The organism is Enterobacter cloacae complex sp. 6730903 (assembly GCF_048283985.1).
Lineage (GTDB): Bacteria > Pseudomonadota > Gammaproteobacteria > Enterobacterales > Enterobacteriaceae > Enterobacter > Enterobacter hormaechei_C.
Window position 1 is genome coordinate 1 of record NZ_JBLVXX010000068.1, and the last position, 15,867, is coordinate 15,867.

Sequence of the window (15,867 nt, forward strand, 5' to 3'; positions counted from 1 at the left end):
GAGCCATGATCAAACTCTTCAATTTAAAAGTTTGATGCTCAATGAATTAAACTTCGTAATGAATTACGTGTTCACTCGTTGAGACTTGGTATTCATTTATTGTCCGAAGACATTAAGAATCCATGTCACTTTGAGTGCCCACACAGATTGTCTGATAAATTGTTAAAGAGCAGTTGCAACGCGGCTTTCAGCTCATCGTTGCGAGGTCCCGTATATTACGTTTTCCTCATTCAGAGTCAAGCAATTATTTTCACTTTTCTCTGTTGGCGTTCATCTCTGAACCCCGCTGTCCCGGCGGCTTGTAAGCCGTTGTTCCGTGTCAGTGGAGGCGCATTATAGGGAGTTCTCAGACGTTGACAACCCCTCTTTGAAAAAAAACGTTCAACCGTCTCTTTTTTGCTCAAAACCGTGCTACAGCGCCAGTTTTTCGAGCGTTTCGAAGCCATAACGATGTAAAACGGGCAAAAGTTGTTCGGTTTCTTTTGTTATCGCCATACAAAAAGCGATGTTCGCATCCGCGGATTTCGCATCCGGCGCCTCGTGTTCCAGCAACCAGGCCGTCCGACGCGCAATTGCAGCACCGGAATCCACCAGCCGGGTCCCTTCAGGCAGAACCTTTAACAGCTCTTCCTGTAATAGCGGGAAATGGGTGCAGCCAAGAACAACCGTATCCGGCGGTTCCTGCATCCGCAGCCATGGACGCAGAATACGACGCAGCTCTTCAAGCGATACCGTCTCGCCGTGCAGTTTCGCTTCCGCCATTTCCACCAGCTCCGCGGAGCCGAGCATGGCGATCTGGCATTCATTGGCAAAGCGCTCAATAAGCTCACGCGTATAAGGACGTTTTACCGTACCGCGCGTAGCCAGCAACCCCACAATGCCGTTCGCCGTCAGACGCGCCGCAGGTTTGATTGCCGGAACAACGCCCACAACCGGGAACGGGAATTTTTCGCGCAGGGCAGGAAGAGAGACCGTGCTTGCCGTATTACAGGCAATGACCGCCAGCGCCAGGGGATAACGCTTTTGTACCGCGGTGACGATTTCAACCACACGCTCAACAATAAAGTCTTCACTCTTTTCCCCATACGGGAACGCGACGTTATCGAAGGCGTAGATGTAATGGAGATCCGGCAGGAGCTGCCGAATCTCATCATAGACCGAAAGCCCACCGACGCCGGAATCAAACACCAGCACGGTGGGACGCGGATCAGAAGGTGTAGCTGCCAGACAAGGTGTATTCCCGTCCTGCAGTTTGGTAGCCATAAACTGTCTCGTAATCTTTATCGAACAGGTTGGCTATTTTACCACGAACTGTGAGATGAGAGGTGACAGGATATGAAACCGCGACGTCCCACAGGCTGACGCCGCCCATTTTGACTTTCTCTGACGGATAGGTTCCAAAGTCGGTGTCGTAGCGCGTGCCGAGATAGTGATACGTCAGGCTCCAGTCGAAATCATCGATCTGCGTATCGAGCTGATACTTCACCTGCTGTTTAGCACGACGGTCCAGAAGTTGGTTGGTTGCCGCATTGCGGGCATCCACATAGTCGTAGCCCACAGTATGCGTCAACGGACCCGTATCAAACGACGCTGTCGCTTCTACACCTTTAATGCGTGCTTTGCCGACGTTGTAATATTGCTGAAGGTTATTGTTGAAGTCGATGAGATTATCAACGTCATTACGATAGCCGGATACGCGCCAGCTCACGCCTGCCGTCAGGCCTTCAAACGCCCCTTCCCACTGCTTGCTCTCTTCAGGATCAAGATGGGTATTGCCGTAGAAACCATAGAGCTGACCCAGATTCGGCGCTTTATAGGCCGTGCCATAAGAGGCTATGAAGCGGTAACCGTCAACGAACTCCCAGGCTGCGCTACTTTGCCAGGTACCATGGCGACCAAACTGAGAGTTGTCATCGCTGCGGGCCGCCGCCTCCAGAGTGAAATCGCCAAACTGCTGCAACCCGGTCAGGTAGACGCCGGTGTTATGCAGGTCATAGGCGTTGGTGACATAGTTGGTACCCGGCTCGGTGCTCTGTTTCTGCCAGTCAACGCCCGCGCCGATATTGCCATGCCCCACGTCAACAGAGTTGGTCCACTGAACATTGTACTGTTTGATTTCATCCAGGGTAGCCGTGGAGTCATAGCGTCCAAGGTGCGGATCGTAATTGTAGTCTTTGCTGTGACTGTAGCTGGAGAGCAACTGTGAATGGAAAATATCCCGGTTAAACCGCAATCCGGCATCCCAGGTCTGGCTATAGAGCTGGCGGGTATCGACCAGTACATCAGGGGTAAATGAACTGTAATAGCCGTCATAGGCGGTACGGTTGCTGTAACCATAGCCGCGAACGAAACCACTCCACTGCTCAGAGAAAGCATGCTCCAGTGCGCCATAGAGCGTTTTATTCATAAAGCCGTCGCGATCGGTCTGGGCAAGGCCGCCGTTATTACCGTCAGCAACGACGTCAAAACCTTTTGTGTAGGTGTAATCCGCTGCCAGCGTCACGCGCGTACTGTCACCCAACGTTTGCTGGGTGCTGCCACCATAATTCTGGAAGCCGTGTGTCCCAACGCCAGCATTCAGCGTTGTGCCATCCTTCGCACGCGTAGTGATAATGTTGACTACGCCACCAATCGCATCCGAGCCGTACACCGCCGAACGCGGTCCACGAATGTATTCGATGCGCTGCACCAGGGAGATCGGAAACTGGCTGAGATCGGACGACCCCGTGACGCCCGCCTGGTTAAGGCGTATCCCATCGACGAGAATCAGGACATGGCTGGAGTTCGTACCGCGTATAAAGAGAGAAGAGAGCTGCCCCATCCCGCCATTTTGCGCGGTATCTACGCCGGGCAGGCGACGCATGACATCCAGAACCGTGGTGGATTGCCAGCGGTCGATATCGGCCCGCGTCACGACAGAAGTCGCAGCCAGAACAGATTTTTCAGGTTGTTCGAAACGGTTTGCTGTCACCACCAACGAGTCGGCGCTTTCCTGCGCCCAGCCCGAAAATGCCGTGACGGAAAACGCCGTCAACAGCGATACTTTTTTAATCATTGTTAAAGCATCCACAATATAAGAAGGATGCCGCAGGCCTCATCGATAGCACGCGATGATGAAACCAAATGCGACGTGATCCCGGCAGGTCTTCGGGCTGGGTGGCGTTATACGGATGAAGACTTCCCATTTTCACAGTGTCTACAACTTTCATCCCGCCAGTCTTTACCGCTGCGCGTCAGCTCCAGATTTGCACTGGATTCCCTTTTCACTCTCAGGAGACCGGAAACAGAATGCTACAATTAGACACGTATAGATGTCCAGATAGCTATTAGCCATTAAATCTGGACATCCACTGCACAATCCCTACAATCCCCGCGTAATTCTTTATCATTCAGGACGCATCATGACCCCCGAACACCTCCCGACAGAACAGTACGACGCACAGCTGGCAGAAAAAGTTGTCCGCCTGCAAAGTATGATGACGCCTTTCAACGCGCCCGTTCCCGAGGTGTTTCGTTCTCCGGTCAGCCACTACCGTATGCGCGCTGAGTTCCGCATCTGGCACGATGGCGATGATCTGTACCACATCATTTTCGATCAGCAGACGAAATCCCGCATTCGCGTAGACAGTTTCCCGGCGGCGAGTGAGCTCATCAACCAGTTGATGACGCTAATGATTGAAGGCGTGCGCAACAATCCGGTACTGCGCAACAAGCTGTTCCAGATTGACTACCTGACCACCCAAAGCAATCAGGCCATTGTTTCTCTGCTCTATCACAAAGCGCTGACCGACGAGTGGCGCGAGCAGGCAGAAGCCCTGCGCGATGCGCTGCGCGCGCAGAACATCAACGTGCACCTGATTGGCCGCGCGACCAAAACCAAAATCATGCTGGACCAGGATTACATCGACGAGCGTCTGCCGGTGGCAGGAAAAGAGATGGTTTACCGTCAGGTGGAGAACAGCTTCACCCAGCCGAATGCCGCCATGAACGTGCAGATGCTGGAGTGGGCGCTGAACGCGACGGAAGGGTCGACGGGCGATCTGCTGGAGCTCTACTGCGGTAACGGCAACTTCTCGCTGGCGCTGGCGCGTAACTTCGAACGCGTGCTGGCGACGGAAATCGCCAAACCGTCGGTGGCAGCCGCGCAGTACAACATCGCCGCTAACCATATTGATAACGTACAAATTATTCGTATGGCGGCAGAAGAGTTTACCCAGGCGATGAACGGCGTACGCGAGTTTAACCGCCTGCAAGGAATTGATTTGAAGAGCTACCAGTGTGAGACAATTTTTGTCGATCCGCCGCGCAGTGGCCTGGACAGCGAAACCGAGAAGATGGTGCAGGCGTACCCGCGTATTTTGTACATCTCCTGTAACCCGGAGACGCTGTGCAAGAATCTGGAAACATTAAGCCAGACGCACAAGGTTGAACGTCTGGCGCTGTTCGATCAGTTCCCGTATACACACCATATGGAGTGCGGCGTATTACTTACCGCACGGTGATCTGTAGGCCGGATAAGCGTAGCGCCATCCGGCATTTTTTGGCAGGTGGCGCTTCGCTTACCTGCCCTACAAATAATTCATTACTCCGGCAACTGGCTCTTGCGGCTACGCATACGCGAGCCAATCCAGAACACCAGCGCCACAGACAGCACCGCAGGCAGGAAGTTAGAGCCAATATCCGGATACTCTGCGCGCACCACGGTGCTGTACAACAGTACACCCAGAATAAAGCAGGCTGCGGCCAGCCCCGGTAATCCGACAGGCATGGTGCGGTTCAGATAACGTTGATGCAGGCAGTACACCGTCAGCACCAGCGCGATAATCGGGAAAATCGAGAACGGTACAATTGAGCTGAAAATCGCCGCAAACGTACCATTAATGGATAAGCCAGCGATCAATGCCAGCAACAGCGTTCCTTTATCCTGACCTGACTGTTTCATTACTCACCTTCACTCATCGTTTTGATGTGCCAACTTCTCTTGTTCACGGCGATACCAGTAGTACGCACCTTTAGAAATCATCCGCAGCTGCAATACCAGTCGCTCTTCGAGTTGCTTACGTTGTTCAATGCTGACATCCAGCGCTTCGGCACCCGCGCTGAAAACAATCGTCACCATCGCCTCGGCCTGTGCTTCAGTAAACGCACGCGGCATATGGTTTTCGAGTTCAAGATAGTCGGCAAGTTCCGCGATGAAATGCTGAATTTCACGCGCGACGGCGGCACGAAACGCGGCTGACGTCCCGGAACGTTCACGCAACAGCAGGCGAAACGCGTTAGGGTTATTGCCGATAAATTCCATAAATGTCGACACAGAGGTGCGGATCACGCTGCCGCCCTTGGCGATACGCTGACGCGCCTGACGCATAAGCTGGCGCAGCATTAAACCGCTCTCGTCGACCATGGTCAGGCCCAGTTCATCCACATCACGGAAATGACGATAGAAGGACGTTGGCGCAATCCCGGCCTCGCGCGCCACTTCACGCAGGCTCAAACTGGCAAAACTCCGCTCAGCACTCAGTTGACTGAATGCGGCTTCCACCAGCGAACGCCGGGTTTTCTCTTTTTGTTGTGCTCTTACGCCCATCACGATAGTTGAATCCTTCCAAAGGCCCGTTGGCACTATACCAGAGAATAAAATTAATCTGTTTACCTGGCTTTGTGAATGATTGTTTACGGGCGGTTTGTGCTCCACTGCCCGAAAAAAGCACAACGATAATTGGGTTACCCTGGCAATGATGTTATGATTCTGTTGCTTTTATGTATAAGAACAGGTAAGCCTTGCCATGCCACATTCCTACGATTACGACGCAATAGTTATTGGTTCCGGCCCCGGCGGCGAAGGTGCTGCTATGGGTCTGGTAAAACAGGGAGCCAGAGTAGCGGTTATTGAGCGCTACCATAATGTCGGCGGCGGTTGCACCCACTGGGGCACCATCCCTTCGAAAGCTCTCCGCCACGCCGTTAGCCGCATTATCGAATTTAACCAGAACCCTCTTTACAGCGACCACTCCCGACTTCTTCGCTCCTCCTTTGCCGATATCCTGAATCACGCAGACACGGTCATTAACCAGCAGACGCGCATGCGTCAGGGTTTCTATGAGCGCAACCACTGTGAAATTCTGCAAGGGAACGCCCATTTTGTAGATGAACACACCCTGGCGCTGGAGTGCCACGACGGTTCGGTTGAGACGCTCACCGCTGAAAAATTTGTTATCGCCTGCGGTTCTCGTCCTTACCATCCGGCAGACGTGGATTTCTCGCACCCGCGCATTTACGACAGCGACTCCATCCTCAGCCTGCACCACGAGCCACGCCATGTGATCATCTACGGTGCGGGGGTGATTGGCTGTGAATATGCGTCGATCTTCCGGGGAATGGAGGTCAAAGTTGATCTGATCAACACCCGCGACCGGCTGCTGGCGTTCCTCGATCAGGAGATGTCAGATTCCCTCTCCTACCACTTCTGGAACAGCGGCGTGGTGATTCGCCACAACGAAGAGTACGAGAAAATCGAAGGCTGCGACGACGGTGTGATCATGCACCTGAAATCCGGTAAGAAGCTGAAGGCGGACTGCCTGCTGTACGCCAACGGCCGTACCGGCAACACGGATTCATTGCAGCTGGAGAATATCGGGCTTGAAACCGACAGCCGCGGTCAGCTCAAGGTCAACAGCATGTACCAGACTGCGCTGCCGCACGTTTACGCGGTCGGTGACGTGATTGGTTACCCAAGCCTGGCCTCCGCCGCGTACGATCAGGGCCGCATCGCCGCACAGGCGCTGGTGAAAGGTGAAGCGACGGCGCATCTGATTGAAGATATCCCGACGGGCATCTACACCATTCCAGAAATCAGCTCTGTCGGCAAAACCGAGCAGCAGCTGACGGCCATGAAGGTGCCTTACGAGGTGGGTCGTGCCCAGTTTAAACATCTGGCGCGGGCGCAAATCGTGGGGATGAGCGTGGGTACGCTGAAGATCCTGTTCCATCGCGAGACGAAAGAGATCCTCGGTATTCACTGCTTCGGTGAGCGCGCGGCGGAAATCATTCATATCGGCCAGGCGATCATGGAGCAAAAAGGTGGTGGCAACACCATTGAGTACTTCGTTAACACCACCTTTAACTACCCGACCATGGCGGAAGCCTATCGGGTAGCTGCGCTGAACGGCTTAAACCGCCTGTTTTAACGCGCTGTCGAAATGGCCATCCATCGCACCCCGGATGGCCTCTGCCAGCTGCTCATAGCGGCTGCGTAGCGGTGATCCCGGACGATAAACCAGACCAATGGTGCGACGCGGCTCCGGCTTAATACACGGCAGATAGACCACGCCATCACGTTTACGCTCGTGCGGCACCGCCAGCGCAGGCAGCAGCGTAATACCGCTTCCCGCCGCCACCATATTACGCAGCGTTTCCAGGCTGGTTGCGCGGAAATGGGTATCTTCATCGGCACCCGCTTCGAAGCAGAAGCCCATCGCCTGATCGCGCAGACAGTGGCCGTCTTCCAGCATCAGCAGTTTTTCACCGGCCAGATCGGCCATCGGCACGCGATCGCGGTTCGCCCACGGGTGATCTTCATAGATCGCCAGCATCATCGGCTCATCGAACAGCGGTACTTCAATAAACGCTTCACTCTCTTTAACCAGCGCCAGGATCGCGCAGTCGAGCTTGCCGCTGTCTAACTGCGCCAGCAGCTGATGGGTTTGCGCTTCATGCAGGTACATTTCGAGTTTCGGGAACGTCTGGTGCAGCATCGGAATGATTTGCGGCAACAGGTACGGGCCAACGGTTGGGATCAGGCCAATATGCAGCGGGCCGGACATCGCTTCCCCCTGCTGGCTTGCCATTTCCTTGAGCACTTTGACCTCGCGCAGTACGGTGCGCGCCTGATCCACCAGCAGCAGACCTGCCTGCGTGAACAGTACCTTACGACTGGTGCGCTCCAGCAGCATCACGCCCAGCTCATCTTCCAGCTTGCGGATCTGACCGCTCAGCGTTGGCTGGCTGACGTGACAGGAGTCTGCCGCGCGGCGAAAATGGCGATGCTCAGCTAACGCTACCAGGTATTCAAGATCACGAATATTCATTATTCATCCTCCGTCGCCACGATAGTTCATGGCGATAGATAGCATAGCAACGAACGATTATCCCTATCAAGCATTCTGTTGAATAATACATCACATAGACGAGGCGGCACGTGTTTGACCCTTGACGTCCCCGCACCGTCAGCGGGTTTCTCTCAAAACTCGAAAAACTAAAGCCAACGTGAACTTTTGCGGACCCCGTGGTCCGCTTTTTTTTGCGTAAAAAAAAGCCCAGCGCTAAGCCAGGCTCCGTTTTTCTCCCTCTCCCCGTGGGAGAGGGCCGGGGTGAGGGCACCAGCCCGCACTATTCAAACCAACCGGTTTTTCGCATCCGCAATCGCCTGCGCTACCTGCTTCGGCGACACGCCGCCTTTCGCTGCACGCTTATCCAGGCAGGATTGCAGGGCCAGAATCGGGTAGACATCCTCCCCGATAACCGCGCTGAATTTTTGCAGGTCGGCAAGCGCCAGCTCTTCAAGGGCTTTACCCTGACGAATCGCTTCCACCACCGCTTCACCCACAATATGGTGCGCCTCGCGGAACGGTACGCCTTTCGCCACCAGGTAGTCCGCCAGCTCGGTAGAGTTAGCATACCCCTGCTGCGCCGCTTCCTGGCAGCGCGGACGTTTCACCTGAATGCCGTCCAGCACCAGCGCGCCCATATGCAGACAGTCCAGCCAGGTGTCGAGCGCGTCGAACAGCCCCTCTTTGTCTTCCTGCATGTCTTTGTTGTACGCCAGCGGCAGCCCTTTCAGGGTCATCATCATACCGGTCAGCGCGCCCTGCACGCGGCCACACTTACCGCGGATCAGCTCCAGCGCATCCGGGTTTTTCTTCTGCGGCATCAGGGAGGAGCCGGACGTCACACGGTCGGACAGCTCTACAAACCCGGCTTCGCCAGAGTTAAAGAAGATCAGGTCTTCGGCAAAGCGCGACAGGTGCACCATCCCGATAGAGGCATTTGAGAGCAGCTCCAGCACGTGGTCACGGTCAGAGACGCTGTCCAGGCTGTTGCGGGTGGCGGAGGCAAAGCCCAGCCAGCCTGCCAGCTGCTCACGGTCGATTTCATACGCCGTACCGGCCAGCGCGCCGCTGCCCAGCGGGCTGACGTCCAGACGCTTTAAGGTATCCTGTAAACGGCTCTCATCACGCGCCAGCATCTCAACGTAGGCCAGACACCAGTGCGCGAACGTCACCGGCTGCGCGCGTTGCAGGTGGGTATAACCCGGCATCACCGCATCCTGATTGTTCTGCGCGGTGTCCACCAGCGCGCTCTGCAACTGACGATTCGCCGCCAGCAGTTCGCCGACGGTCTCCTTACACCACAGCTTCAGGTCGGTCGCCACCTGGTCATTACGGCTACGCCCGGTATGGAGCTTTTTACCCAACTGGCCGACTTTGTCGATCAGTTTGCCTTCCACCCAGCTGTGAATATCTTCGGCATCGCTCTGGAGGATTTGCTCCGGATCCAGACGCACCTCTTCCAGCAGGTTGTTCAGCGCCTCTTCCAGCTGCTGCTGTTCGTCTGCGGTCAGCACGCCAACGGTCACCAGCGCTTTGGACCAGGCCACAGAGCCGACAATATCCTGTTCGGCCAGGCGGTAGTCGAAGCGCAAAGAGTCGTTGAACTGTTTGAACCGCTGATCCGCTGCCTGTGTAAAACGCCCACCCCAAAGTGCCATAACGAATTTCCTTAATGATGATATTTTTGCCCGGTGGCGCTGCGCTTACCGGGCCTACAAAATTCACGTAGGCCGGATAAGCGAAGCGCCATCCGGCACAGAAACTTAAGCCAGAATACGCGTACCAATCGGCGTACCGTTAAACAGCGCCGGGAGTTGCTCCGCGTGACGCCAGGAGGCGATATCCACCGGGCGACCCAGCGTGCGTGCCGCATCCAGCGCGGCGTTCACTTTAACGATCATGCCGTCGGTGATAATGCCCTGATCGATCAGCTGCTCGGCTTTTGCGGCGGTCATTTCCGCAATACGCTGGCCTTTGCCGTCTAGTATGCCGCTCACGTCGGAGAGCAGGATCAGATCTGCGCCCAGCGTGGCCGCCAGCGCGGTTGCCGCCTGGTCCGCATTGACGTTCATCAGCTCGCCCTCTTCGGTCACGCCGATTGAGCTCACCACCGGCAGGAAACCGCCTTCCAGCAGGGTGTTAATCAGCTTAGGCGAACCAGGCTGCGCCAGTCCAACATGGCCAAGCTCTTCGTCGAGCTGGGTCACTTTTACGCTATCGCCATCGCCCAGGTAGAGGCCAACGGACGCAATATGGTGTTTCTTCGCCCATGCCAGCAGCGTTTTGTTCGCCGTGCCCGCCAGCGCGCCGGTAATGATGTCAATCTGGTCCGCAGGCGTCACGCGCAGGCCATTTTTCTTTTTCACCGGCAGGTTGAGCCCTTTCATCAGCTCATCCACCACGCAGCCGCCGCCGTGCACAATCACCAGCGGACGTTGGTGTGATTCACGATAGTTCACCAGTGCGGTAAACAGGCGCTCCAGCGCTTCTTCGCTGTCCAGCAGTACACCACCGAGTTTGATAATTAATGGATTCATCATCACACCTTAAATAAGAGCCTGCGTTTCAGGGAAGCCGAAACGAATATTTGCACACTGCATTGCCTGTGCGGCAGCACCTTTGAGTAAGTTATCTTCTGCGGCGACCACAATCAGATGCTCGCCCTGCACGGCAAAGCCGATGTCGCAGAACGGAAGGCCAACCACGTTTTTCAACGCCGGCACGCCTTTTTCATACAGGCGCACCAGCGGTTTATCCGCATACGCCTGCGTGAAGACCTCGCTCACCTGTTCTTTGGTCACACCCGGCTTCAGGCGGCAGGTAATGGTTTCGAGGATCCCACGCGGGAAGCTGCCGAGGTGCGGGGTGAAAATCACGTCCGCGCCCAGATGGGTGGTGATTTCAGGGTGATGGCGGTGATTAAACACGCCATACGGCTGAAGGCTCACTTCGCAGAAGCTGTTGGAGATCGCCGCTTTGCGCCCGGCTCCGCTCACGCCACTGGTGGCGTTGATCACCGGCCACTGGTTCAGATCCAGCAGACCGGCGTCGATCAACGGCTTCAGAGAAAGCTGCGCCGCCGTCGGGTAACAGCCCGGCACGGCAATCAGGTTCGCTTCTTTCAGTTTATCTGCGCTCCACTCCGCCAGGCCATACACCGCTTTTTCGAGCAGATCCGGGTGCTGATGGGTGAAACCGTAATATTTTTCGTAGAACGCGCTGTCGTTAACGCGAAACGCGCCGGAGAGATCAAAGACCACGCAGCCGGCCGCTAAAAATTGCGGCGCCAGATCGTGGCTGACTTCATGCGCCGTGGCTAAAAACACCACGTCAACGCCGTCGGTGAACTCGCTGATGTCAGACATGGGCTGCAACGGCAGATCGACAATGCCTTTAAGCTGCGGATGCAAATCGGAAATTAACTTTCCGGCATCATTGCTTTGCGCTGACACGGTCAAAGCGGTTATGGTCATATGAGGGTGGCGATTTACGTAGCTTACAAGCTCTGCGCCCGCATAACCGCTAGCGCCTACAATCAGCGTATTCAACATCGGGTTCCTTTATGCTCAACGTTAATGTATTTTTATTCACATTTATTGCATGAATATTGATACTATCACGACCTAAGGTGTGTCAACAATGAAAATGAACTTACCGCCATTTATCGAGATCTACCGCGCCCTGATTGCCACACCGTCCATCAGCGCGACGGAAGAAGCCCTGGATCAGAGCAATGAGTCTTTAATCAATCTGCTGGCGGGTTGGTTTAGCGATCTTGGGTTTAACGTTGAGGTTCAGCCCGTCCCCGGAACACGCCACAAATTTAACCTGCTCGCCAGTACCGGAACCGGTGCGGGCGGCCTGCTGCTGGCTGGCCACACCGACACCGTGCCGTTTGACGATGGCCGCTGGACGCGCGATCCGTTCACGCTGACCGAGCACGACAACAAGCTCTACGGTCTGGGCACCGCCGACATGAAAGGCTTTTTCGCCTTTATCCTCGACGCGCTGCGTGACGTGGACGTGACAACCCTGAAAAAGCCGCTCTACATTCTGGCGACCGCCGATGAAGAGACCAGCATGGCGGGCGCACGTTATTTCTCTGAAAACACATCGATTCGCCCGGACTGCGCGATCATCGGCGAACCGACCTCTCTGCAACCGATTCGGGCGCACAAAGGCCATATTTCTACCGCGGTGCGCGTGCTCGGACAGTCCGGCCACTCCAGCGATCCGGCGCGCGGCGTGAACGCCATTGAGCTGATGCATGACGCGATTGGCCGCATCATGACCCTGCGCGACGATCTGAAAGAGCGCTATCACTACGAGGCGTTCACCGTGCCTTACCCAACGCTTAACCTCGGCAGCCTGCACGGTGGTGATGCGTCCAACCGTATCTGCGCCTGCTGCGAACTGCATATGGATATCCGTCCTCTGCCGGGCATGACGCTAAGCGATCTGGATGGCTTACTGAACGAAGCGCTGGCGCCGGTCAGCGAGCGCTGGCCGGGACGTCTGACGGTCTCCGAACTGCATCCGCCGATTCCAGGCTACGAATGTCCGCCTGACCATCAGCTGGTTCAGGTGGTGGAAAAACTGCTCGGCGAGAAAACCGACGTGGTGAACTACTGTACCGAAGCGCCGTTTATTCAGACGCTGTGCCCGACGCTGGTTCTGGGCCCAGGCTCCATCAACCAGGCCCACCAGCCGGACGAATATCTCGAAACCCGCTTCATCAAGCCCACTCGCGAACTCATTACCCAGGTTGTGCATCACTTCTGCTGGCATTAAAAACGCACCGAACAGTCCCCTCTCCCTGTGGGAGAGGGTTAGGGTGAGGGGCAACAAATCGCATGATCTCCGTCACATTCCCATAAGCATCTCTTATCTGACGCAATACGAATTAAATTTCGTAAATTGCCCACATTTATTCGTTTGCTGAACCGTTTTCGCAGCAATTGACGACGGGGGTTTTACGTGGCTTTATAAAGGGAGATGACAAAATAATGTCCAGAAGATTTTCGCATGGGCATAAACAAAAATGATGGGGTGACTGGGTTTTTATGAACGAACAATATTCCGCGTTGCGTAGTAATGTCAGTATGCTCGGCAAAGTGCTTGGAGATACCATCAAAGACGCACTGGGGGAGAACATCCTCGACCGCGTTGAAACCATCCGCAAGCTGTCCAAATCTTCCCGCGCCGGTAACGAGGCCAATCGTCAGGAGCTGCTCACCACCTTGCAGAACCTCTCCAACGATGAGCTGCTGCCCGTTGCCCGCGCCTTCAGCCAGTTTCTGAATCTGGCAAACACCGCTGAGCAATACCACAGCATTTCGCCAAAAGGCGAAGCGGCCAGCAACCCGGAAGTCATTGCCCGCACCCTTCGTAAACTCAAAGACCAGCCCGATCTCAACGAAGCGACCATCAAAAAAGCGGTGGAATCCCTTTCGCTGGAGCTGGTGCTGACCGCACACCCAACCGAAATCACCCGTCGAACGCTGATCCACAAAATGGTGGAAGTGAACAACTGTCTGAAGCAGCTGGATAACAAAGACATTGCCGACTACGAGCGTAACCAGCTTATGCGCCGTCTGCGCCAGCTGATTGCCCAGTCCTGGCACACGGATGAAATTCGTAAACATCGCCCAAGCCCGGTAGACGAAGCCAAATGGGGCTTTGCGGTGGTGGAAAACAGCCTGTGGGAAGGGGTACCCAACTACCTTCGCGAGCTGAACGAACAGCTGGAAGAAAATCTGGGCTATCGCCTGCCGGTCGACTTTGTGCCGGTTCGCTTCACCTCCTGGATGGGCGGCGACCGCGACGGCAACCCGAACGTGACGGCGGAAATCACCCGCCACGTCCTGCTGCTGAGCCGCTGGAAAGCGACCGACCTGTTCCTGAAAGATATTCAGGTGCTGATCTCCGAGCTGTCGATGGTGGAAGCGACGCCGGAACTGCGCGCGCTGGCCGGTGAAGAAGGCGCCAGCGAACCGTACCGTTTCCTGATGAAAAAACTGCGCGGTCAGCTGATGGCCACTCAGGCCTGGCTGGAAGCGCGCCTGAAAGGCCAGCGCCTGCCAAAACCAGAAGGCCTGCTCAGCCAGAACGAACAGCTCTGGGAGCCGCTGTACGCCTGTTATAAATCACTCCAGGCGTGCGGGATGGGCATTATCGCCAACGGCGAACTGCTCGACACCCTGCGTCGCGTGAAGTGTTTCGGCGTGCCGCTGGTGCGTATCGACGTTCGTCAGGAAAGTACCCGTCATACCGAAGCGCTGGGCGAGCTGACCCGCTACCTCGGCATCGGCGACTATGAAAGCTGGTCAGAAGCCGACAAACAGGCGTTCCTGATCCGCGAACTGAACTCCAAGCGCCCGCTGCTGCCGCGCAACTGGGAGCCAAGCAACGACACCCGCGAAGTACTCAACACCTGTAAAGCGATCGTGGATGCGCCGAAAGGATCGGTGGCCGCCTATGTGATCTCCATGGCGAAGACCCCGTCCGACGTGCTGGGCGTTCATCTTCTGCTGAAAGAAGCGGGCATTGACTATGCTCTGCCAGTGGCCCCGCTGTTTGAGACCCTCGACGACCTGAACAACGCCAATGACGTGATGACCCAGCTACTGAACATCGACTGGTATCGCGGCTTTATTCAGGGCAAACAGATGGTGATGATTGGCTATTCCGACTCCGCGAAAGATGCGGGCGTGATGGCAGCCTCCTGGGCGCAGTATCAGGCGCAGGATGCGCTAATCAAAACCTGCGAAAAAGCCGGTATTGAACTGACCCTGTTCCACGGACGCGGCGGCTCCATTGGTCGTGGCGGTGCGCCTGCCCACGCAGCGCTGCTCTCTCAACCACCAGGAAGCCTGAAAGGCGGCCTGCGCGTGACCGAGCAGGGCGAGATGATCCGCTTCAAGTACGGCCTGCCGGAAGTGACCATCAGCAGCCTGTCGCTCTATACCAGTGCGATCCTGGAAGCCAACCTGCTGCCACCGCCGGAGCCAAAAGAGTCCTGGTGCCGCATCATGGATGAGCTGTCAGACATCTCCTGCGATCTGTACCGCGGCTATGTGCGTGAAAACAAAGATTTCGTGCCTTACTTCCGCTCAGCCACGCCTGAGCAGGAGCTGGGTAAACTGCCGCTGGGTTCGCGCCCGGCCAAGCGTCGCCCGACCGGCGGCGTTGAATCCCTGCGCGCCATTCCGTGGATCTTCGCCTGGACGCAAAACCGTCTGATGCTGCCCGCCTGGCTGGGTGCCGGTGCGGCGCTGCAAAAAGTGGTGGAAGACGGAAAGCAGAGCGAACTGGAAACCATGTGCCGCGACTGGCCATTCTTCTCTACCCGTCTGGGCATGCTGGAGATGGTCTTCTCGAAAGCCGACCTGTGGCTGGCGGAATACTACGATCAGCGTCTGGTGAAACCAGAACTGTGGGCGCTGGGTAAAGAGCTGCGCGAGCTGCTGGAAGGCGATATTAAAGTGGTGCTGGATATCGCTAACGACTCCCACCTGATGGAAGACCTGCCGTGGATCGCCGAGTCTATCCAGCTGCGTAACATCTACACCGACCCGCTGAACGTTTTACAGGCTGAACTGCTGCACCGTTCGCGTCTGGCGGAAGAGGAAGGTAAAGAGCCGGATCCGCGCGTTGAACAGGCGCTGATGGTAACGATAGCAGGCGTTGCGGCAGGTATGCGCAACACCGGTTAATGCTCAGTGGCCCGCCCCGCAACCCATTGCCGGCCCCTATCCCT

Annotated in this window: 12 protein-coding genes and 1 riboswitch; of the genes, 4 read left to right on the forward strand and 8 right to left on the reverse strand. The window is 55.9% G+C overall.

What is annotated here, in order from left to right:
- Positions 1-411: 411 nt before the first annotated feature.
- Entirely contained in the window at positions 412-1,263 is an 852-nt protein-coding gene (murI, locus tag ACNQ0W_RS23425; protein WP_062933870.1) for a glutamate racemase, read from the reverse strand.
- Positions 1,208-3,055 carry a TonB-dependent vitamin B12 receptor BtuB gene (btuB, locus tag ACNQ0W_RS23430; protein WP_062933869.1) on the reverse strand — a complete coding sequence of 616 codons (1,848 nt, stop codon included), beginning with the start codon at positions 3,053-3,055 and terminating at the stop codon, positions 1,208-1,210. Before btuB ends, murI begins: the two co-directional genes overlap by 56 nt.
- A 65-nt stretch (positions 3,056-3,120) precedes the next feature.
- A riboswitch (cobalamin riboswitch) is annotated at positions 3,121-3,297 on the reverse strand.
- 104 nt (positions 3,298-3,401) lie between these two features.
- Here btuB and trmA point away from each other — a divergent pair.
- The gene (gene trmA, locus ACNQ0W_RS23435; RefSeq protein WP_047051682.1) at positions 3,402-4,502 is read left to right on the forward strand and encodes a tRNA (uridine(54)-C5)-methyltransferase TrmA; all 1,101 of its coding nucleotides are present in this window, start codon (positions 3,402-3,404) and stop codon (positions 4,500-4,502) included.
- 80 nt (positions 4,503-4,582) lie between these two features.
- On the opposite strand, the gene ACNQ0W_RS23440 is transcribed toward trmA, so the two are convergent.
- Together ACNQ0W_RS23440 and fabR are read right to left on the reverse strand one after the other, a co-directional pair.
- Positions 4,583-4,942, reverse strand: a complete 360-nt coding sequence (locus ACNQ0W_RS23440) for a YijD family membrane protein (RefSeq protein WP_015569961.1) — start codon at positions 4,940-4,942, stop codon at positions 4,583-4,585.
- A gap of 9 nt (positions 4,943-4,951) precedes the next feature.
- Positions 4,952-5,590, reverse strand: a complete 639-nt coding sequence (gene fabR / locus ACNQ0W_RS23445) for an HTH-type transcriptional repressor FabR (protein WP_003862059.1) — start codon at positions 5,588-5,590, stop codon at positions 4,952-4,954.
- Positions 5,591-5,786: 196 nt separating this feature from the next.
- Here fabR and sthA point away from each other — a divergent pair, with 196 nt between their 5' ends.
- Positions 5,787-7,187, forward strand: a complete 1,401-nt coding sequence (sthA, locus tag ACNQ0W_RS23450; protein WP_003862057.1) for a Si-specific NAD(P)(+) transhydrogenase — start codon at positions 5,787-5,789, stop codon at positions 7,185-7,187.
- On the opposite strand, the gene oxyR is transcribed toward sthA, so the two are convergent.
- The 4 genes from oxyR to argC form a co-directional block, all read right to left on the reverse strand.
- A complete protein-coding gene (gene oxyR, locus ACNQ0W_RS23455) occupies positions 7,170-8,087 on the reverse strand; it encodes a DNA-binding transcriptional regulator OxyR (protein ID WP_003862055.1) in 918 nt (305 codons plus the stop codon). The genes sthA and oxyR overlap by 18 nt on opposite strands.
- A gap of 305 nt (positions 8,088-8,392) precedes the next feature.
- Positions 8,393-9,766: an argininosuccinate lyase gene (gene argH, locus ACNQ0W_RS23460; RefSeq protein ID WP_047051680.1), complete on the reverse strand. Its 1,374-nt coding sequence runs from the start codon at positions 9,764-9,766 to the stop codon at positions 8,393-8,395.
- Positions 9,767-9,871: 105 nt separating this feature from the next.
- Entirely contained in the window at positions 9,872-10,648 is a 777-nt protein-coding gene (gene argB / locus ACNQ0W_RS23465; protein WP_006808651.1) for an acetylglutamate kinase, read from the reverse strand.
- A gap of 6 nt (positions 10,649-10,654) precedes the next feature.
- A complete protein-coding gene (argC, locus tag ACNQ0W_RS23470; protein ID WP_062933868.1) occupies positions 10,655-11,659 on the reverse strand; it encodes an N-acetyl-gamma-glutamyl-phosphate reductase in 1,005 nt (334 codons plus the stop codon).
- An 88-nt stretch (positions 11,660-11,747) separates the two neighbouring features.
- On the opposite strand from argC, the gene argE reads away from it, so the two are divergent.
- Positions 11,748-12,899, forward strand: coding sequence for an acetylornithine deacetylase (gene argE / locus ACNQ0W_RS23475; RefSeq protein ID WP_023295619.1), 1,152 nt, complete (start codon positions 11,748-11,750; stop codon positions 12,897-12,899).
- A gap of 272 nt (positions 12,900-13,171) precedes the next feature.
- Positions 13,172-15,823, forward strand: a complete 2,652-nt coding sequence (gene ppc / locus ACNQ0W_RS23480; RefSeq protein WP_017383108.1) for a phosphoenolpyruvate carboxylase — start codon at positions 13,172-13,174, stop codon at positions 15,821-15,823.
- The last annotated feature ends 44 nt before the right edge of the window (positions 15,824-15,867 follow it).

Excerpts from the sequence above, each read along its gene's own strand:
- murI (WP_062933870.1), bottom strand. The coding sequence starts at position 1,263 with ATGGCTACCAAACTGCAGGACGGGAATACACCTTGTCTGGCAGCTACA.
- btuB (WP_062933869.1), bottom strand. The coding sequence starts at position 3,055 with ATGATTAAAAAAGTATCGCTGTTGACGGCGTTTTCCGTCACGGCATTT.
- trmA (WP_047051682.1), top strand. The coding sequence starts at position 3,402 with ATGACCCCCGAACACCTCCCGACAGAACAGTACGACGCACAGCTGGCA.
- ACNQ0W_RS23440 (WP_015569961.1), bottom strand. The coding sequence starts at position 4,942 with ATGAAACAGTCAGGTCAGGATAAAGGAACGCTGTTGCTGGCATTGATC.
- sthA (WP_003862057.1), top strand. The coding sequence starts at position 5,787 with ATGCCACATTCCTACGATTACGACGCAATAGTTATTGGTTCCGGCCCC.
- oxyR (WP_003862055.1), bottom strand. The coding sequence starts at position 8,087 with ATGAATATTCGTGATCTTGAATACCTGGTAGCGTTAGCTGAGCATCGC.
- argH (WP_047051680.1), bottom strand. The coding sequence starts at position 9,766 with ATGGCACTTTGGGGTGGGCGTTTTACACAGGCAGCGGATCAGCGGTTC.
- argB (WP_006808651.1), bottom strand. The coding sequence starts at position 10,648 with ATGATGAATCCATTAATTATCAAACTCGGTGGTGTACTGCTGGACAGC.
- argC (WP_062933868.1), bottom strand. The coding sequence starts at position 11,659 with ATGTTGAATACGCTGATTGTAGGCGCTAGCGGTTATGCGGGCGCAGAG.
- argE (WP_023295619.1), top strand. The coding sequence starts at position 11,748 with ATGAAAATGAACTTACCGCCATTTATCGAGATCTACCGCGCCCTGATT.
- ppc (WP_017383108.1), top strand. The coding sequence starts at position 13,172 with ATGAACGAACAATATTCCGCGTTGCGTAGTAATGTCAGTATGCTCGGC.